The organism is Anaeromassilibacillus sp. An250, from assembly GCF_002159845.1.
Taxonomy (GTDB): domain Bacteria; phylum Bacillota; class Clostridia; order Oscillospirales; family Acutalibacteraceae; genus Anaeromassilibacillus; species Anaeromassilibacillus stercoravium.
On the sequence record NZ_NFJK01000004.1, the window covers coordinates 165420 to 184562 of the forward strand.

General features: G+C 51.8%; 24 protein-coding genes. 3 read left to right on the plus strand and 21 right to left on the minus strand.

Annotation, left to right across the window (positions count from 1 at the left end):
* Window positions 1-58 precede the first annotated feature (58 nt).
* From B5F54_RS05125 to B5F54_RS05165, 9 genes are all read right to left on the minus strand, one after another.
* A complete protein-coding gene (locus tag B5F54_RS05125) occupies window positions 59-502 on the minus strand; it encodes a DUF7659 family protein (protein ID WP_087231415.1) in 444 nt (147 codons plus the stop codon).
* A gap of 195 nt (window positions 503-697) precedes the next feature.
* Complete coding sequence (locus B5F54_RS05130; RefSeq protein WP_087231418.1) at window positions 698-1381, minus strand: YkgJ family cysteine cluster protein; 684 nt, start codon at window positions 1379-1381, stop codon at window positions 698-700.
* A gap of 89 nt (window positions 1382-1470) precedes the next feature.
* Window positions 1471-1716 (minus strand): hypothetical protein, encoded by a 246-nt coding sequence (locus B5F54_RS05135; RefSeq protein WP_087231421.1) that lies wholly within the window; start codon window positions 1714-1716, stop codon window positions 1471-1473.
* A gap of 53 nt (window positions 1717-1769) precedes the next feature.
* Window positions 1770-2309, minus strand: coding sequence for an RNA polymerase subunit sigma-70 (locus tag B5F54_RS05140; protein WP_087231424.1), 540 nt, complete (start codon window positions 2307-2309; stop codon window positions 1770-1772).
* A 101-nt stretch (window positions 2310-2410) separates the two neighbouring features.
* Complete coding sequence (locus tag B5F54_RS05145) at window positions 2411-3256, minus strand: hypothetical protein (RefSeq protein WP_087231427.1); 846 nt, start codon at window positions 3254-3256, stop codon at window positions 2411-2413.
* Window positions 3257-3294: 38 nt separating this feature from the next.
* On the minus strand, window positions 3295-4368 hold the full coding sequence (locus B5F54_RS05150) for a DUF932 domain-containing protein (RefSeq protein ID WP_087231430.1): 1074 nt from the start codon (window positions 4366-4368) through the stop codon (window positions 3295-3297).
* Between the two features lie 33 nt (window positions 4369-4401).
* Window positions 4402-5217 (minus strand): hypothetical protein, encoded by an 816-nt coding sequence (locus B5F54_RS05155; RefSeq protein WP_087231433.1) that lies wholly within the window; start codon window positions 5215-5217, stop codon window positions 4402-4404.
* A 109-nt stretch (window positions 5218-5326) separates the two neighbouring features.
* Window positions 5327-5734 (minus strand): single-stranded DNA-binding protein, encoded by a 408-nt coding sequence (locus B5F54_RS05160; protein ID WP_058963720.1) that lies wholly within the window; start codon window positions 5732-5734, stop codon window positions 5327-5329.
* A 274-nt stretch (window positions 5735-6008) separates the two neighbouring features.
* Entirely contained in the window at window positions 6009-6614 is a 606-nt protein-coding gene (locus tag B5F54_RS05165) for a hypothetical protein (protein ID WP_087231436.1), read from the minus strand.
* A 227-nt stretch (window positions 6615-6841) separates the two neighbouring features.
* Here B5F54_RS05165 and B5F54_RS05170 point away from each other — a divergent pair, with 227 nt between their 5' ends.
* The 3 genes from B5F54_RS05170 (at window position 6842) to B5F54_RS05180 (ending at window position 10731) form a co-directional block, all read left to right on the plus strand.
* Window positions 6842-7468, plus strand: a complete 627-nt coding sequence (locus tag B5F54_RS05170) for a CPBP family intramembrane glutamic endopeptidase (RefSeq protein ID WP_087231439.1) — start codon at window positions 6842-6844, stop codon at window positions 7466-7468.
* A 645-nt stretch (window positions 7469-8113) separates the two neighbouring features.
* Window positions 8114-10078 (plus strand): hypothetical protein, encoded by a 1965-nt coding sequence (locus B5F54_RS05175; RefSeq protein ID WP_087231442.1) that lies wholly within the window; start codon window positions 8114-8116, stop codon window positions 10076-10078.
* Between the two features lie 2 nt (window positions 10079-10080).
* A complete protein-coding gene (locus B5F54_RS05180; protein ID WP_087231445.1) occupies window positions 10081-10731 on the plus strand; it encodes an ABC transporter ATP-binding protein in 651 nt (216 codons plus the stop codon).
* Between the two features lie 131 nt (window positions 10732-10862).
* Here B5F54_RS05180 and B5F54_RS05185 read toward each other — a convergent pair whose 3' ends face one another.
* From B5F54_RS05185 to cpaB, 12 genes are all read right to left on the minus strand, one after another.
* Window positions 10863-11366 (minus strand): hypothetical protein, encoded by a 504-nt coding sequence (locus B5F54_RS05185; RefSeq protein ID WP_087231448.1) that lies wholly within the window; start codon window positions 11364-11366, stop codon window positions 10863-10865.
* Window positions 11363-12064, minus strand: a complete 702-nt coding sequence (locus B5F54_RS05190) for a hypothetical protein (protein ID WP_087231451.1) — start codon at window positions 12062-12064, stop codon at window positions 11363-11365. Before B5F54_RS05190 ends, B5F54_RS05185 begins: the two co-directional genes overlap by 4 nt.
* A 59-nt stretch (window positions 12065-12123) precedes the next feature.
* Window positions 12124-12699 carry a sigma-70 family RNA polymerase sigma factor gene (locus tag B5F54_RS05195; protein ID WP_087231454.1) on the minus strand — a complete coding sequence of 192 codons (576 nt, stop codon included), beginning with the start codon at window positions 12697-12699 and terminating at the stop codon, window positions 12124-12126.
* Between the two features lie 14 nt (window positions 12700-12713).
* Complete coding sequence (locus tag B5F54_RS05200; protein WP_087231458.1) at window positions 12714-13130, minus strand: zinc-finger-containing protein; 417 nt, start codon at window positions 13128-13130, stop codon at window positions 12714-12716.
* 60 nt (window positions 13131-13190) lie between these two features.
* On the minus strand, window positions 13191-13538 hold the full coding sequence (locus B5F54_RS05205) for a hypothetical protein (RefSeq protein WP_242969638.1): 348 nt from the start codon (window positions 13536-13538) through the stop codon (window positions 13191-13193).
* 103 nt (window positions 13539-13641) lie between these two features.
* Window positions 13642-13872 (minus strand): DUF6133 family protein, encoded by a 231-nt coding sequence (locus tag B5F54_RS05210; RefSeq protein ID WP_058963714.1) that lies wholly within the window; start codon window positions 13870-13872, stop codon window positions 13642-13644.
* 51 nt (window positions 13873-13923) lie between these two features.
* Window positions 13924-14070 (minus strand): hypothetical protein, encoded by a 147-nt coding sequence (locus B5F54_RS17555; RefSeq protein WP_172749581.1) that lies wholly within the window; start codon window positions 14068-14070, stop codon window positions 13924-13926.
* A gap of 197 nt (window positions 14071-14267) precedes the next feature.
* Complete coding sequence (locus tag B5F54_RS05215) at window positions 14268-15146, minus strand: hypothetical protein (protein ID WP_087231461.1); 879 nt, start codon at window positions 15144-15146, stop codon at window positions 14268-14270.
* Window positions 15143-16075, minus strand: a complete 933-nt coding sequence (locus B5F54_RS05220; protein WP_087231464.1) for a type II secretion system F family protein — start codon at window positions 16073-16075, stop codon at window positions 15143-15145. Before B5F54_RS05220 ends, B5F54_RS05215 begins: the two co-directional genes overlap by 4 nt.
* 3 nt (window positions 16076-16078) lie before the next feature.
* Window positions 16079-17455, minus strand: coding sequence for a CpaF/VirB11 family protein (locus B5F54_RS05225; protein WP_087231467.1), 1377 nt, complete (start codon window positions 17453-17455; stop codon window positions 16079-16081).
* The gene (locus tag B5F54_RS05230) at window positions 17448-18251 is read right to left on the minus strand and encodes a hypothetical protein (protein ID WP_087231470.1); all 804 of its coding nucleotides are present in this window, start codon (window positions 18249-18251) and stop codon (window positions 17448-17450) included. The genes B5F54_RS05225 and B5F54_RS05230 overlap by 8 nt, the downstream gene beginning before the upstream one ends.
* A gap of 20 nt (window positions 18252-18271) precedes the next feature.
* The gene (gene cpaB / locus B5F54_RS05235; RefSeq protein WP_242969639.1) at window positions 18272-19141 is read right to left on the minus strand and encodes a Flp pilus assembly protein CpaB; all 870 of its coding nucleotides are present in this window, start codon (window positions 19139-19141) and stop codon (window positions 18272-18274) included.
* Between the last annotated feature and the right edge of the window lie 2 nt (window positions 19142-19143).

Sequence of the window (19143 nt, forward strand, 5' to 3'; positions counted from 1 at the left end):
CATGAGAGCTGCGGCGGCTGTTGATTCAGGCCCCGATGGGGCATGGTTTCTTTCTGGATCAGTCGAAACAATCGTCCTGCATAGCCTTTTCACAGGCCAGAGCCAGACCATCCAGCAGCTGCGGAACCGCCTCCATATACTGGGCCGTAATGCCCAAAGCATCAAGCGTTTCCTGCACATCGCCGGTATAACTGTACTCATGGTTCTCCAACTCCTGGAGGAACATATCACAGATAAAACCTTGCCCGGTTTTGTCGCCGGCAATGGCATCTTCCAGCTCTTTTCGGTGTCGGGTGAACATTTCATTCAGTTTTGCGACATCGCTTTTACGGCAGTAGCCGCCTCCAAAAATGCTGCACACCTGGCGGGTGTCCGAGGGGGACAGGCCCAGCTTGCGCATCCCTTCAGCAAACTGCTGTTTATTAAAAGCGAAGAACATGGGAAATGCGTTTACTTCCGCCTGCTGGCGGTTGCGCATCTCCTGGTATTGATTGGTACTCATGCGGCACTCCTTTCTTCCGGTACACCTGCTGCCAGAGGAATTACCCGCCATTCCTCCGGCCGGCGCTGGTTTTGGCAGACCTTTTCTAAAATTTCATATTTTCCACAGATAGCGTACTGTACCCAACATCGACATAGACGGCCGCCGGTTCCCTGGGCTGAAAAGTGTTCCAGTGCGTACATCATAGGCGCCGCCTCAGCCCAGAAGCGCCAGCTGACGAAGTTCATGAAGCAGGCTGCGGTTGTTCTGTTCATACTGGGGCAGGAACGGCTGATCCAGGTCGAAGTTGTAATAGTGATAGAACAGGATCTTGAACACAGATGCCCGGCGTAGTTCCTCTGGTATGCGGCGCATCAGCTTGCCGATTTCCGGGATGGCCCGGTACTGCTGCTTCAAGAATTCCTTATCTTCCCGTGGGAAGTTGCGGTACAGCCAGTCTTTGACAAGCACCTTCCCGCCGTTGAAGTGATACTGCTGGTTATCATCAAAACAGAGGCAGTATTCAAAATCCCGGCCGCGCTCACCGGGCCCCGCCGAAAATGGATAAAGGCGGCAGGTTCTAGGACGGGCGGCATAGATGCTGCAATGGTTGCCCTGCAGAAAAACACAGGCTGCTTCTGCTCCAACTGTTTTGAGTGTGTAAATGGGATACCCTTCATCGGTGAGCGGTGTGGGCTCGCAGTATTGGAGAAGCACATCATCCGTACTGCTGACACCGCAATGCTGCTCTCGAAGGTGTTTTGCCATCCGGTAGGCGTCCAGGCTTTCCACCATGACACAGCCCTCGATGCGGCGGCAGCAATGGCCGCATTGGCTGCACTGGTATGTGACAAACTCCTTGGCGCTTACGGAAACAGCAAGGTTTTTGGATTGTTCCATACATTCCTCCATAAAAAAGGCCGCGGCAGACAAGTACGCCTGCCACGGCCGGGACCTATGGGGCATTCCCCCTTATTGTTTTGACTTCTCTATGCGCACGCGGCCAGAACCGTCGGGAGCGGGCTGGCGGCCGCCAGCGGGAAAGGGTCCATCGAAAGGAAGTGGTTGGAGTTGAGCGTTTCAAAATGCACCAGATCCCCGGACTGCTCGTGGATCGCCACAACGGGCGAGGTCCGGTAGTCCGAGCCGTTGGCACGCAGGTAGGCACAGTGGCCGGGAACCAGCGGAGCCAGAAGCGTTCCGTGCATTACAATGGATTTTTTCGATTTCGTCATAATATTCAGCCTCCATTCAGTTTTAATATTGACCTGCCAGGGACGGCAGGCATTTACTCATAGCACAACTCCAGAAACACTGTGCGGACCTCTTCCAGAAGCTCCTTGATGCGTTTCATGGGGAGTTTTTCACGGCTGGCGATCTCACGGATGCCGTAGCCGCAGCCCTTCATGCGGACGATGTTCATTTGCTGCCTGGAAACGCGGCCAGCCAGGTCATGGAGCAGCTGCTTCATTTCAAATTCCTGCATCAGATCATCCTGCGCCGGCAGCAGTTCCTCCAGGGGCACGCCGTCCGGGTACAGGCCGATGTGAATGCTGAGGATTTCAGCGTTGCGCTTGCGGCGAGCTTGCGAACGAAAGTAATCATAGACACACAGACGCATTCTGTGCCGGACAATCGCTGCGAATGAATAGCGTTGGGCCGATTCATCTGAAAAATAATCCTGCACGGCCTTCAGGTAAGGGAAAATGACGACATCATAAAACTCATCGTCCGGCAGATGGTTGTCGTTCAAAAATTTGTAGACCAAGCCGTGATGTTCAGCGGCAAACTCCTGTTGCTCCTTTGTTAACGGTACTTCACATAACATATATATTTCCTCCAGTCTAAAGCAAAAAAGGGATACCCCCGGCGTGAGCCGAAGGTATCCCTTGATGACATGTCATGCGGCTGAGGCCGCAACAAAACTCATTACGCAGGCAGCTTCTCGTAGTTGCCGTTGATCTCACCGACCACATAGCTCCCATCGGGGCTGCCGGGCGCCGTAGCGGACTCCGGGATCACATAGTCGCAGTCGTTGGTACGCTGCTCCTCGTTGATCAGGGCCCGCTGGATGTTGATGGCCTTGATCTGCTCCTTAAAGCCATTAGCATAGGCGCGGATCTGCGCCAGTTCCTCGCCCTGGAAGTCGCGCACAAGGCGGAAGGTGGCAACGCTGTAGTCGTTGCTGCCATTGTTCTCCTTCTTGAGCCCGATCTGGATCAGGCTGCCATAGGTGGCGCGCCGGCGGTAGACAAAGGCCCGGTTCAGGAACTCCTTGAACGGCTTGATGCTGGTAGGCGGCAGAGAAATCAGCAGAGGCATGTACTCGCCGCTGCGCAGCAGGTAGATGTCCCGCATATTCTTGCAGGCCTTGCCGCGGCCGCCGTCTCTGGCCGAACCGTATGCGTTCATCGGGCAGGTGGCGCAGGCGCCGCCCGGTTCCCCAATGCCCGTCTTGCCGTCCACAGAAGAGCAGAGAGGCTTGGTGTCCTCGTCATACTCGCTGCCTTCCGGCCACAGGGTATAGGCAGAATGATTGTAGAGAATGACTCCTTCCAGGGTCCGGGCATAATCCGGATTGTCGGGGTCTTCCGTGGGGATCTCGAACTGCAGGGCGCCGCCGGCGGGAATTTTCACCCGCTGGAAACTCATCATCTGCAGGCCGTCCGCATCCTCCGCGATCTCATCGCTGCTGAAATCACCCTCCACCATCGCAGGGAGCAGGAAAGTGTTCCGCTCAGGAGTGTTCATCATAGAAGTGTTCTGTTCGTACATAGTTCGTTCCTCCTTAAAATTGGATGGTTGGCAGCCACTCAGGCGGCCAGCTGGTTGATACGGCTCCACTGCCTTGCCGGCATGGAGAGAATGTTGTAACCGATGCCCTCCAGTGCAGTCGCCCGGTCATAGTCCTGAACATCCTGGCTGTGGCGGGTCACCGCATTGGATAAACCATAGAGCGTCAGGTCGTTGCCCTCGATCAGCCGCTGCAGCACACCGGAGCTTTCCTCATCGGTGATGTGGAAGTCCTTGCTGACCAGCTTGACAATACCGGGGACATCGGTGGTATTTATGCGGGCCTCCTTGGCCTCCCGCATCATGTTGACTACACGGGTAAAGCGCACCTCGTCTACCACGGCCCGCACCGTGTCCTGGATCTTCATGGCAAAGGCTTTGTCGTCGGCCTCCAGCGTCTTCTCCGAATACAGCTGATAGTTCTCCGAAGCCTCATTGACGCGGCCCACATGAGTGCGGCGCGTCTGGGCATCGTTTACGACCATACCGTTACTGCATACCAGCCGGTAGACCAGCGGCTGGATGTTCACCGATCCGAGTCCCACCTCGCTGTTGCTGATGATGATGCCGGACTGAACGATGTCGCCCGGCACGACCTCGGCCTCCAGGCGGGTGTTGACTACCTTGATATACATACGGCTTTCCGTGAGCTGGCAGCTCTCAAAGTGCATTCCCTCCATATCCTGAAGGACAGGAAGGACGATGCTCGCAATATCAAGGTTGTCAATGCGCCGGTAGCGGTTGCTTAAAAATGCCCGTGCCGTACCCTCAATGGTGCGGATCATACGGACAGAGGGCTCCCGCTGGAACCAGGCGTTCACATTCTGCGCCAGCAGTTGGGGATATTCCTCCAGCATCTTGTCATAGTAGGCAGCCGGGATTTTCAGGTGTGTGCCGATCTGCCGGTGGGCAATGGAATTGACCTCCAGCGGTTCAAGCGCCGGGACACCGGACTGGTCATAGGCGTTGAGGTACAGCTTCGAGTCAAAAGGCTCCAGACGAAGGCTGCGGGTGTCCAGCATATAGTCGGCTTTCAAATCAGCCTGGCGCTGGATCTCCTTTGCCATGTCTACAAGACTGATCCCTGATTTCATTGTGATTTCACTCCCCTCTCTGGGTGATGGCGGTCACCAGGAGACCTGGATGCCCTGCGCCGTGGTTTCAGCCGACAGGCCCTTGCTTTCAAACACTTCCACCAAGCGGGGCCAGTAGACCCTCGCGGGAAAGTTCGCAAGATGTTCCTGCGGCACCAGTTCATCGTCCTGCTGGATGCAGATGTCGCCGTTTTCGCGCAGTGTGAGCTTGCTGTGTCCACGGGAATTCAGGTCGGCGATCAGCGTTTCCATGACTTCGCGCCCGCAGTTTTCATACCAGATGCGCGGATCAATGGGCTGCTTGTTGGGCGGGATATTGGCTTCATCGCCCTGTTCTGTGCCAGCCTTGGACAGAGGCACGATTTTGAGCAGGTCACACTGGATCGTCGCGTCCTGGCCGAATGTGATGTCTGCATGGTCGAATCCATCTACATTGTGAAGCCGGATGCGCCCAGTGCCATTGGTGCGGATCAGCTCTGCCGGCCGTTTCTCACACCACTCAAAGCAGGCCTCAGAATACGACGAGCGCAGATAGGCCAGAATCCGGTGGTTGGCATAGCGGAGCAGCAGGTCGTCTGAAACAGGTTCCTCCAGTTCCGGGACCTGGAATGTGCTCTGGGCAATGCCTTCAGCGTGTAGCCGACGTTCTCTCTGTTGGCGCTGCCGGCGGCGTTTGGCTTGCTGCATATACGGGAGCAGGAGGATCAGAACGACCCAAAGCCCCCAAAGGGTGAATACCCCAATCAGCAGCCACGCCTGCCACGGCCCGCGCACCAGAGCCATGATGGCGATGACAGCACCGATCAAGATGGTGATGCTGCCGCTCAAAAGTCCCTTGTCATTACTCATTTTCTTACCGTCCTTCCTTTAGATTTTGCCTGAAAACAAAAAAAGAGGGACCGCACCAAGCTTCAGATTATTCTGAAAACTTGATACGGTCCCTCTACTGCGCCGGCTTTTATTCCGGCAGGGGTTCGCGGTCGCCATTCATCACCTCGGGAGGTGACGGAACAGGCGCCGCTTCGTCAGGGTCATGCTGTTCACTTTCGGATTTTGCTTTGGAGGACTGCCCGGGGAGAAATCCAAAGTCCGTCAGCCATATTTTCAGCTTCTTGACTGTGGTTCCGTCCTTTTGGCGAACATCCACCAGTTTTTGCGATCCAGTGAGCCAGATCATGCTTCCCTTTTTGACCTTGAGCCGCATGAGCCGGGTAACATCGTCACCGCGGGCCCATACCTGGTAGTAGTCCGGCGGGGTGTTGCCGGAACGCTCCATCAGGTCGAAACAGACATATTGCTGTTTTGACTGGCCCTCTTTCGGGACAAGCTCGTGCATGACTCGGCCAAATACAACGATTTGTGCCATAACACTTCCTTTCTTCGCCTCTGGCGTTAATATCTATATATAAAAAGTGCCAGCAGATACCAGCCCCGAAAGGGCGCGGCAATACCACTGACACTTGATACAGCATACAACCTTGACTGCGTGTGCAATGCAGATTTTTAATCTGCGGTACAGAAGCTAAGTCTGTATCCCACAAGGGGAAACGCACAAAAATCAATTACAAGATAAGTGTAATACTATATCTTGTGTTTGTCAAGCGGTATTATACTATATATAGATATTTAAGCGAGGCGAATCACAATATATGGTTCATGTCGCGGTAGTAATCATCCAGCAGATAGAATCTGAGTGTACGGGCTGCCGGCGTCCCGTAGCCGAATGTCAGGCCATAGAGATTGCCTGTCCCATCTACGCCGAGTGGACCGAGCCAGCGGGCAGCGGCGTTGCTGTTGAGATACCAGAGCTGAATATCCCGGTAATCATCTTCACTGACAAGCCCGGAAGAAGCCAGACGATAAGCGTCATCCTCGTCGATCATGGGGCGGGAAAGAAAATGGTGGTAGAGCTCGTCCGACAGCCCAAGGGCCTGCTGGTAGGTCAGAGGATTGGGGTGGTCCAGCCACCAGCGGGTAATATCTTCAAAGGTACGCAGACGCGGTTTGGGATTGAGGGACCGGAAGCGCCGGATGAAATCTTTGATTTCTTCCGGGGCGGCCGGCGGCGGGAGCGGGATCTCACGCACTTCGTCATCCAAAAAGCCGAAAGCAAGCTGCTCGCCGGTTTCATCCTCCAGCAAGAGCGAGGTGCGGGACAGCGGCGAGACCAGGAAATGCTCCATCGCAAAGGTTTCGTCCAGAAAACGTTGGATCTTGTATTGCTCAATGGTGTGGGGCTTATACATTGGGGTGAACCTCCTTTTAAGTATTCCGCCTATTAAATAGGAGAAAACAGCGCAGATTCTGCAGCACATCAAGAATTTTTTCTTTTTCGTTAATAAACAAGAGGCAGTTTGGGTTATTCGTTGCGCTTGTTCACGCTGTATTGTATAATAGTCAATGCTATGGCTGAAAAAGATCAACCGACTCGGTGTATCTGCTGAGCTAAATTAGAAACGGAGGTTTTGTTAAGATGATTTTATCCAGTGTGTCTACCGCTCTTGTCAATCTTATCGTGTTTTCTGCGATCCCCTTTCTGTGGTGGCTGATTCGCTATCGCAAAAAGACACATTTTTTTACATGGCTGGGGTTTTATCCCCCCAAATTCCAGAGTAGGTGGTATGTGCTTCTTCTATTTGCCCTGATTTACTACTTCTTCTACAGCTTTGATTTCATGCAGCTTGTAGATCAGGCCACCTTGGACTATCTGGAGAGCAACGGGTCTGTGTCTGCCAATGCTTTTGCCGGGCTGGGAGCGGCGGCGATCCTCCCGGCACTGATTGAAAATTTTATCGCCAATGGCGTGGCTGAAGAGATCCTGTTTCGGGGATTTTTGTGCAAACGGCTATGTGCCAAGTTGGGAACTGTACCCGGCATTATCCTGCAGGCGGCGCTTTTTGCGCTGATGCATAATCTGCTCTATCTTGTTGCCGGTATGGAAGTGAGCCTGTGGTTCCACTGCCTGATGTTCTGCTTTACCGGGGCGGGAGCCTTACTGCTGGGCTGGCTCAATGAAAAGCTCTACAACGGCTCTATTTTCCCCAGCATCCTGCTCCACGGAGCCGGAAATTTCATTTCCACTATGTTGGTAGCATTCTGATACAGACAACTACAACGGAGGTCCACCATGCAAAGAATTATCATTTACGGCAGCGAATACGGCACCACCCGCCGCTATGCCGAAAAACTTTCCCAATAGAGGGATACGGCACTGAAGCTATGGCTTTGGTGCCGTATCCCTTTTCTTTACTCATGGACTGCTTGCTATCTTTCCATCAGGGGTGCTGACGCCGGCACAGAGGCCTTCTACCACTTCGTACCAACCTCGGATAGCGATGCTCACTAAATATGAGAAAACAACGAAAATCTTGCAATGTATCAAGAATTTTTACTTTTAAATGATGCCTTGAATGTCTGGGTTATTCGTTGACGGCTGTTCCCCATGTGTTATATAATAAATGCTATAGCTGAATAAATTCAACCGATTTGCTACGGTAAATCTGTGCGCAAAAGCAGTATCTGAACAATGTGTGATTTTTACAGGGCTCTGAGTTTGGCATATTAAGAAACTTTGAAATGGTGGTAAAAAATGGTTCTACAAAATCAATCTGATAGTGGTTCAAATGTAATAAAGTCCGGGTAAAAACTATACCATAGAAAAAAATATAAGATTTATGATAGTAGAAATTTAAGATGTACTGCTATAATATAAAAAAGATATCATTTTTCGAGGGGGATATAGTGTATGAAAAACTTTTTGAAGATTTTCGTTTTCCTTGAGATATTGTTATTCGCATATATTTTCAATAGCTCAATTTACAATATATACGAGAAAAATAATATTGCCGCTGACAATTTAAGTGGTTATATGATTGAAGAAACATCGCCGGAGATCCTCAATCAATTTTATACTGCATTCATTGAGGATTATCCGAACAATAAGTTAGAAATCATCAACAACACACTAACTACGACGGATAAATCTACTTATGATTTATATTGCTATCCCCTGGATGAATTTTCACAAAAACAACCTGTGTCCAGTACAATCGAATTTGAATATTACGAATTAACAATAGAAGATTTTTTAGACAGCGTAGGCATATTCTATACGGATCTATCTGTTGAGGAAATAGATCAACTCGCAACACAGCTATCTACACAAATAATTGAATATGAAGATACGTCTATTCCGTATAGCATGATATTAGAGTTGAACCTTTTTAATTTTATTATCCTGTTCATTGTCATTCTAATAATATACGGCATCTATACTTCTTATAGCCTGAAAAAGATAGGTATAAAAAAGAGTATGGGTTTCTCCACTTTGCGCATATTGAAAGAACAAATCCTCAGTATAGTAAAATACTACTCTATTGTATGCTTAGCTCTGTTGGCTTTACTGAACCTGTATTACGCATTTACAAACCGCTTTGATTTTTCCTATTTGATTATGAGCATATTCTTCTTCGGAATTGTCTTAGTTGTAAATGTGCTTTGTATGCTTCTAACAAGCGTTTTAATAAAATTTGTTCGTTTGGAAGCAATGATAAAAAATAAAACATTAAACAAAAGCACAAATGTGATTGTACAATTTATAAAAGTTGCGTTTTCCGTTGTAATTGCTATTACCATTATTTCTTTACTTCAGCAAAGTGGAGATTATATGAAAAGTCAACAGGCGGTTTTAGACTATAAATACCTTGATGGCTATTATACATCTAATGGCTTTAATTCAGCAGAATATAATTATGCCATATCAAACCCGGATGTATCGGAGCGTTATTCAAACTCAATTTTAGAGCTATATAGGAACCATCATTCATTGTTATGCGATTATACAGGTAGTGATGAAGCTCAAGGCCCAATGGGAGCTTCGCGCCCATATTATGTCCAACAAACTATTATTGCAAATGAAAATTATATAAAGGAATTTTCCAATATTCAAGTAAACGGAACTCCTTTGGATGAAAGTGTATTTAGTACACCAACGGTCTTAATTCCTGATATGTATAAAAATGATGAAAGCCTTATAAAAGAACACATTGCAGGAGAATATGATCTTCTACTGAACTATAACCAAAATTACGGGATACAAGAAGAAACACGCGCAAATGAATTTAATATTGTTTATATTGATGATAGTTCCACTATAAAGGTTAATACAGAGAAAGGATTTTCGGATATAACTGGTGGTATTATCATTGTTGATACAGGAGATTTTGGAGGGCTTTATTATTTAGATGCTTTAAATAATAGAAGTTTGTTCTTTTCAGTAGAGTCAAGAGAAGAATTTTCTGCCCTGTTAACGAAATATGATCTGGCACAGTTAGTCGTGGCAGGAACATTGCTGACTCCTTACTTAACACAATTAGAAAGCGTGACGTTTGTTCTTAAAACCCTTACGATGTTCGCTATCGTATTTGTGGTTTCACTGGTGTTTATTCTATACATCTCAAACTATGTAGATGTTTTTGTTAACCGGAAACGATACGCTTTAAAAGAGATTATGGGCTTTTCTCATTTTAAAATACTAAAGAGCCGTTATATTGTTTGGGCAATGGAAATAATCGCATCAGTAATCTTGACTGCTATCAATTATTATTTTGCTTGCTTTTTTGCAATCATGCTACTGGACTACCTGTTTTGTGAATTGTTATACCGGACTTATATCAAAAAGGCTTTATATGAAATCGAAAAGGGGGCATAAATATGTCATTGATCGTATTGAAAAATATTAAAAAGGAATATGGAAAAAATCAAGTTTTATTTAATGATTTGTCTTTAGAGATAGATCAAGGAGAATTTGTTGGCCTCATTGGAAAAAGCGGCGCAGGAAAAACAACACTTCTAAATATAATCGGACTGATTACCGATATATCGGCGGGAACGATAACGATTGGTAATTACAAAAATTTGTCCATGAAAAGCAAAAATGCTATGCTCCTTAGACGGCATACAATAGGTTATCTTTTTCAAAATTATGGGCTGGTAGAAGATGAAAGCGTATTATGGAATTTAAAGCTGGCCCTTGAATATAAAAAAATAGGCAAAGGGGAGAAATTAAGAAAGATCAACAAGTATTTAAAGAAGTTTGGTTTGGATGATATGCTGAACAAAAAAATATATCAGTTGAGTGGAGGAGAGCAACAGAGGATTGCCATTATCAAATTGATTTTACAAGGAAGCAAAATTATATTAGCGGATGAACCTACATCGGGCCTTGATAAGAATAATGAAGCAATAGTTATGTCGCTGTTACAAAAATTAAATGAAAGGGGGGTCACTATAATCATGGTGACTCACAACATGAACTTATGCGACTATTTTTCCAGAGTAATAGATGTAGAAAAATATAGGTAAAGTTGAAATCAAGTCAAAATTGTTATTGGGCAAACCATGCCAAGCAAAATCGAAACTATTCGCTGGATGAGAATAGAAAAATAGAGGGATACGGCACTGAAGCTATGGCTTTGGTGCCGTATCCCTATTTCTTACTCATGGTGTGATTGCTCACTGCTTGCTATCTCTCCATCAAGGGAAATTGTATCCTCCAGCACCTCATATCCAAGGAAACTATTGGTGGAGAGGGCAGCGTCCAGATAGTCGTTTCCGACGGCAGGCCGGCTCCCTTTTTGAAAATAAAAGCGGTAGCGGGCGCCGATCTGGAACTTGGCGGTTTTGCTCAACAGCAAAGTGCGCTCCGCCCCCTGTTCATCAATCAGCTGGATCTTGCGGTAACGACGCAGCATAGGGGAGCTGACGCCGGCGCAGATCCCTTCCACCACTTCGTACTGGCCCCGGGCGGCGGTGCGCCATAGGCTGCTGCCCAGCACCAGAGAAGCGGCAAAAATAAGTCCACCCAGCACCAGAAGGATGCGGTCTGCGGTGACAGTGAAGATCACAAGGCTGACTGCTATGCTGGCGATCCCGGCCAGGAATGTCAGCAGGATTTTGCGCCGCAGGACAAAGGGAAATTGGCTCCATTGGTTTTTCATGTGCTGATCCTTTCAAAAATGATTTGCTGGCGCAGATACAGGTTGGCAACGGCCAGCGTTACCGCCTGGCTGCTCCGGCTGTTCTTCATTAGGCTGGCGATATTTTGGCAGGTGGTTTCGCTGTCGCCGTACACCTTCTCCATCAGGACCCGCTCGCTGGGGAGGGAGAAGATATCCTGCTCCACACATTTGATGATCTCCGCAGTGGAAAGCAGGGCCTGCCGGGAAAGCCGCATGACGCGGGATTCATAGTTGGTTCGGCGGTCTTTACGAAACAGCTTTAGCGCCTGCCCGACTGAAACGCGACGGCTGAATACCAGCTTCATAAACGATACGCCGCGCACCAGGGCAGAGCCGCTGGTGGGGATGATGCCCAGGGAACCCAATAGATCATACAGCGCATCGTATTCGGTCTCCCCGCAGCCGGAAACCAGCAGGCCGCGGGTAAGCAGGCGGTTCACGCAGTCGTCCCAGGGCCGGCTGACAGCACCGCCCATAGATGAAGCCAGCTTATCGCACTGAAAAGAAATATCCTCCCACTTGGAGATCCGCCAATTCAGGGCAGTCCAAACGACCAGCTCCTGCATATCCACCATGTAGGGCTGACCGCCAAGGCGGATGACTGGGCAGGACCGGCCGCAGCCATTTGTTTCCCGCTCCAGACGGCCGATTGCAGTATATAAAGTTTTCTGTTCCATCGATCAATGCCTCCTTTTATATATCCTTTACTGCGGGAAGGCCGTGGTTTTCAACAAAATCAAAGCAGGCTTGCCAGAAAGCGGGGGTCACTGCGCAACTTGGCGACTGAGCGCGAGATCCATGCACCCACATGGGAGGGCGGAACCTGGTAGAGTTCCGCAATATCCGTGACCCGCATCCCCTGGAGCTTGAGCGCCAGGGCTTCGATCCCAAGCCGGGCCACACCGTCATAGTCCTGTTTGCTGGCTTCCAGAAGCGACAGCGTTTCCATCAGGGACACTTGGGTGTCAAATACGTCGGACTGCGGCTTCAGGGCTTCGCCGTCAGCGGCCAGTTCCCCATGCTCTCCAATAATGAGCCGGCTGAACATCTTGCCCCTGTTGCAGATCGTCCGGCAATAGGACAGAAGCCCGTTTTTTACGACTGTTTTGGCGTAAGTAGTAAACTGCGCCCGCCCATCGTCCTTATAGGTGGCCGCAGCTTTGCAGAGCCAGACGCACCCCTCCTGGAACAGATCGCTGTACTCCAGGCCGCAGATAGTCGGATTCACATGGATATAATCGCAGATCACCCAATGCACCACCGGCAGGTTTTGAGCAACGAGTTCCTGCTGCTGTTTCGTCAGGCTGGTCATTTGCTCACCTCCCGTCAGGCTGCCGCCTGTCCGGCGGCGGGAGGAGCTGAGGCCTGCCTGCAGAGGCGGACGACCTCATCGCACATCCATTCGGAAAACTGGCCGATATGGGTCTGCCGTTCATCCAGCCCCAGCTTCGCCTGGAGCCAGATGTAGACCTCCCATTTTTCCATGTGCCTGCTCTGCTGCAACTGCTCCAATGCCCGGTGCGCCAAAATGCGCTTGTGCCGGAGATCTCCATTTGCCAAAGTTCCCATAGGTCGGTGCGTCCTGTCATGGGCGCTCACATAGGCATCGCAGGCGGGCCAGCGGTCGCAGAGGTAGAGAAATTTTCCCTGGGAGCGGCGGTTCAAGCCATAAACCACACTGGCCGGACGGAGCGAGGCATTGGCATGGCAATAAGGACATTTGATCGGTTTTTGCTTCATCATAAAATCATCACCTCCAAAGACGCGCCAAAGGCGGCGCGATGGCGTCTTTCTGTGTAAAAATCAGCTGTTCTGGCTGCAGCTGAGGTCCAGACAAAGCTGCCTGAGCGTACATGCGGAAGGGTCCGGCGTATGCCATTCGATGTACTTGGAAAAAGCGGCGTCAAAAGAGCGGTGCGACAGGACGGCACTGCACTCGGCGGGCTCTACTTCCTCACCAGTCAGTTCATGGATGGTTTCCGCAGGCAGGAGCATGACCTGCCCGCACTCATCCACTGTCAGCAGGAATCCGGAACAGGGCTTCTCCCGGCCATACATACAGGCATCGCAGCCACAGCTGACAAAGATGGCATTGCGCCAGTTCCCACGGACGGCCCGCAGAAAGGAATAAAATTTGCAGGATGTTTTCATCCTCTACCTCCAATAGTCGTTTTTTGAGAAAATAAAAAAGCGGGGACCAGCTGTGAATATCCACAGGCTGATCCCCGCTGACGGCATTTAAGCGAACAAGCCCTTAGTTGGCTGCGCCGAACAGGCCCTCGATCTCCTGCGTGATCCGGGGGATGACCGTATCATTGAAGATGAGGGTCAGGGCCGCCAGCAGCAGGGCGCCCAGCACAACGGCGATGATGATTTTGACTGCATCAGAGATGTAGAAATCGCCGCGCTGGTTGGAGAGCGCCATACGGGCCCGAAGCGCGAGGCCGTTCGCTTTGCTGCGGATGCAGCTGGTAAACTTCTTCATGGAAATACCTCCTGTAAATGTGATATTGAATTTGGGTGTGGTTGTGGCCGGTCAGGACCGGCGGATAGGCTTGAGCAGGCTGTTTTTGTTGGAGTGGGGCCTGTCCGGATACGCTTTCGGCTTCTGGCGCAAAAGCCACCGGAACCGGCGCCTCCGCCCATCTTCGCCGTCAGGCGGAATATATTTTTTCTTCGACATGGATTTCTCCTGTTCAGACGGTAGGTTCAGGACCGGCCTGGGAACAGGCCGGCCCTGGGGAAATGGATGGAAGGCAGCCAGTATAACGGCTGCTATGGGAACCCACTGCGGTACAAAACATCACCTCCATCGTAGATTCGCCCCGGGTAGGAGCGGGTATATGGAAAGCCCACACCAGAGGCGTGGGCGGATACCTGTCAGCCGAAGAAAGCGCCCAGGGAACTCATGACCTCGGTGCAGAGGACCACCAGATAGATGATCATAATGCAAATGAGCATCATCATGGAGTAACGCTGGATCTTCTTGGGGCGCTTGGCTGCTTCTTTTTTCAAATTGTTCTGCTCGATCTGCCTCATGTCAAAGCAGATCATCTTGAAATACATCCGCTGGTCGTCGCCGCGAAGTACGCCAATCAGGCCGCGGATCACATCGGACAGCATAGGGCTGCCAATGCGGGTCTCAAAATGGATCAGGGCGTTTTCATAGTTGCCGGTTTTCATGTCGGCAATGGTCTGGTCCAGCTCCGCGCCGAAGTCCTTGCCTGCTACCCGGCGGTAAGAGGTCAGGATTTTCAACACATCCCGGTCGTTCTCCAGGTTCTGCCCAATGGTCAGGGCAAACCGGGGGATTTCGCTTTCAATGAGCTTGCGGCGCTTCTTGACAAAATCGAAGACGCTGTAATAGGTCGAGAACCACAGTGCCACCGCAAGCCCGATCAGCACGGGAACCATCAGCGGCACCAGAAACACCATCAGGATAGAGCAGAGGCCGACGGCGCCCGCCGTGACCCAGGCCCGGGCCGTATAGATCTCCGGCGTCAGTTCCAGGCCGGCAATATCCAGCGCCCGCTGCAGCTTGTTCCGCTTGAGCTTATCCAGCTTCAGGTACGGAGCGATCAACCCGGCGATTTTGGTGATGTAGACATCCAGCAGTTTCTCGGCCTTTACGCCCTGCTGCTTGCGGGCCAGCATCATCATGCGGGAGGTCTTCTTTGTGGGAATATCCACAAAGGCGCAGGTCAGATTGTAGGTGGCAAAACCAAAGAAGATGATCGCCACAAGTGCTAAAAGGGTCATGCGCCGTCACCTCCGTATTCAATGGGCTTGCTCAGCTTCATGATCTGCGTCAGGGCAAAGAGAATGATGGCTGCGCAGATCGCCAGGGCAATTTTGCCGGGTGTGGTGAAGATGAGCGTATGGAACCAGTCTTCATTGAGGAAGTAAAGCAGCGGCACATTGGCGACCACCAGGAACATCATCGTGATGGCCTCACGGCGCGGGCCCTGCATCATGGCCTCCAGTTCAGACTGCACCACTCGCACATCGCTGAACTTCTGGGCGATGGTGGGCAGCGTGTTTTTCATGGAGCGGTCAGACTGGCACTGAATGAGGATGTTGCACCACTCATGAAATACCCGGTTGGGGACTTTCATCTTCAGCGAGTTGATGGCGCTGGCCAGGTTGGCGTTGATCAGTTCCGCCTCGTACACAAATGCCTCGAAGTTGGCCTTCACCGGCTCATTGATGTAGGGCAGGTTTTCCTTGACCGCCCGGATCAGGTCCTCCGTGCGGAGATATGAGGTGGTGATGATGGAGATAGCGGTCTCCAGCTCCTCGTTCAGATGCTTCTTGTAGCTGGCGGCTGTGCTGCGCAGATACCAGATGGGTGCCAGCGAAAAGCCAATGCCCAGGATCGGCACCATATACACATTGTTGATGAGCAGCGCCAGCACAGCGCCCACCGCAAACAGGATCAGCGACAGCCGCTTGACCGCCTCATAGCGGTCGGAGCGGCCGGTGCCTTTCAAAATCTGTTTCAGCTCATAGTCCTGGTTGAAGAAGCCCTTGGCGGGCGTACCCATCAGGACATTGAGTTCGTCAGACAGGGTGGCTGCCTTGCGCTGGGAGCGGAACAGGGCGTCGATGAAATCCCCCGGCCGCACACCGAACAGGGCCAGGAGGCCCGCGCTGATCAGCGCAAAGCAAATGATGTAGATCCACTGCAACCTTTAATCCACCTCCTTCGGGGCGTCCATGAACTCCGCCAGCTCGTTATTGGAGATGCCGTTGTCAAGGAGCCGTTTTTTCAAAGTATCCGAGATCAGGCCCACCTTCCGGTGATGGCCCACCACATGGATCTCTCCTTTTTCATCGGTCACATTGTCCTCTACCTCAAACTTGTAGAGCGTGTGGGAAATGAGCTGTCCGTCCCGGTAGTCCTCGCCCTCCAGAATCTCCATGATCTTACGGGAACGGTCTTCCAGCTGCTTGGTAAACACCACGATGGGATAGGCCTCCACCATGATCTCCATAAGCACGGCGTCGTCCATGCTGTATTTGCGCTTGGCGAGGGTCATCATCCTGCGGTAAGTGCTGTTGCAGGAGTTGGAGTGGATGGTGGTGCAGACGGTATGGCCGGTGCGGGAGCTCTCGGCGGCCGACAGGCTTTCCGCTGCGGACCGCATCTCGCCGACGCCGATAACATTGGGGTGCTTGCGCAGCACCCGCTCCAAAAGAAAGTCCTGATTGATGTTCAGCGCCGGATTTTCGCTGGGCCGGGTCAGCAGGTGGATGACGGAGTTTAAGATATTCCCGTTTTCATCCCGCTTGACCAAATCAAACTCACGGCTGCCTTCTTCAATGGTGATAAGGCGCTGGTTGTTGGGTACATTGGAGAGCAGCCAGGCCATGATGGTGGTCTTGCCGGAGCCGGTGGAGCCCGCGATGCACACGCTGACGCCATACCGGATGCAGGCCATCAGGAAGTGAAGCATCTCTGCGGTGGCGCTGCCGGAATCCAGCAGCTTCTGCTCGGAGACTGTCTGCTGGTTGACGATACGAATGGAGGCATTGATGCCCACATCCGGGTCCACAATGGGCGTCTTGTCCACAGAGATACGGATGTTTTTGTCCAGAAAGCCCACCACACTGGGCATGGTGTCGTCAATGACCATGCCGCAGGCGTTGAGCATACGGCGCACCACATCAATGGCGTGCTGCGGGGAGGAAAACTTGTCCGGGATCTTGATACTGCGCCCGCCGGCCTCGATCACTTCGATGTCGTTGTAGGCGTTGATGTTGACTTCCTCAATGCCGGGCTTGTAGATCCATTTTTTGAGGAAGGAGTAACCGGCCATATCCTCATAGAGCTTTTCACACAGTTCCTCGGTGGTCAGCCCCTCAATGGCGTATTTCCGCTTGACGATGTACTGCACCATCAGCTCTTTGAGCAGTGTGGTGGCCCGCTCGGCGTTGCCCTCGCCGGCTTCGGCAATGGTGGAGGCGTGATTTTCAGCAAAATACCGCTGCACATCCTCCAGCACCTGGTCATAGGTCAGGTCCTGGTTGGCCGCCGGCGCGAAGAATATGTCGTTGAGATTATTCATCGGCGTCATCCTCCTCGAACTCGTCCTCGTCGTCCGCATCCTCTGCCGCCTGCTCGGCCAGTTCCATCTGCTCCAAAGCGTCCAGCACCTTGTTAAGTGAGGCGGTGTACTTGGGATTGCAGTATTTGATGGCCTGGAACATCCCGCCCTCAGTGGCGCAGCGGTCGATCTCCTTGCCATAGGGCAGAAGGCCGTCAAAGCCGCCGATGATATAGCCCATTTCATCCAGAGCGTGGAAGGGACGGGCCATGCCGGCGAAGGTCATGTGCCGGTCATAATGGAAACGGCCATCCACCAGCAGGGGCTGGTGGGCTTTCAGGTAGTTGACGCCCTTCAGGTCGGGGGTGAGCAGGCGGATGACAAGATCGCCGGACTCAATCGCCGCCGGGGTGAACACATTGGTCATACTGGAACTGCAGTCCAGGATGACGAAATCCACCAGCTTGGCGGCAGCGTTGACCAGCTGGAGTACCATAGCATATTTGACTTCCGGATAGCTCAGCGGATTCTCACCGGCGGAATAGCCCATCAGGCCGATGAAAGGATAGCTTTTGAGCACAGTGACATGGCTTGCCACCAGTGTAGTGTCGATTTCCACGCTGCTCAGGACCTGCCCCACCGAGGCGTTGGTCTGGATGATCTGCTCCGGCAGCCAGACCGGGAGCATGGGGACGCTGATCTCCGCGTTGATGATGATGGCTTTCCGCTTGTCGCGGGTCAGGGCTTTTGCCAGGATGCAGGAAAACATACTTTTCCCGCTCCCCGGGCTGCCCCAGACGGTAATGACTTTTCCCATAGGTTCAGGCCTCCTTTCTGTTACGCGGCATCCTGCCCGTCATCCGCAGGGGCCGTCTCGGCGCCGCCTTCCGTATTTTCGGTGCCCGCTTCGCCTGTGGACCCGCCATCTGTGGTGCCTTCAGCAGCTTCTCCGCCATCCTGGCCTTCTGTATTTTCCTCAACCAGTGTTTCGGGGAAGTAGATCTCCTGAAGCGTCTTGTCCTGCTCGGCCAGCAGTTCCTCGGCCAGCTGGTCGTTGTTGCGGGAGATCAGCGCCACATGGGCCACACCGTCATTTTCCATCTCGGTAATGATACGGGCCTGCTCCGGGCTTGCCAGCACAGTGATGGTGGCAGACTGCTGCGGCTCTTCGTCCTCGGTGGGCTCCTTGGTGTTGTCCACATTGATACCGTCAGAGTCGGTGACCGACAGCACCTTGACAAAGCGCAGCTCCGGCACCTCTTCCGCAGTCTCCAGGAAGTGATAGATGCGGATGATGTCGTTGGGCTGCAGCTTATCCGACAGGCCGGAGGCCAGCGTTTTTACAGTCAGCGAGATGGCGACCTTGCCGGAGGGGATATCGTTGAGCGCCACATCCGAGGAAACAGGGACGGTGCTGACCTTGCTGGTGAGGATGTAGTCGCCTGCGGCCAGGTCGGCCGTTACATACAGGCCCTCCACATCCTCCATGCTGTGGGCCACATTGGACGGGAGGTTGTATCCGCCCACTTCTACGACTTCGGCATTGTCGCTGGTGATCTTTTCGCCTTTCAGCACCGGCTGGGTGATGCGGACGATCTCCGTCTTGCCGTTGGTCTGCCGGGCAATGGTGGGCAGTGCCACAAATGCGATGACCGCCGCCAGAACCAGGGACAGAATGCCGAAGATGAATCGGTTATTGAGTTTCATAA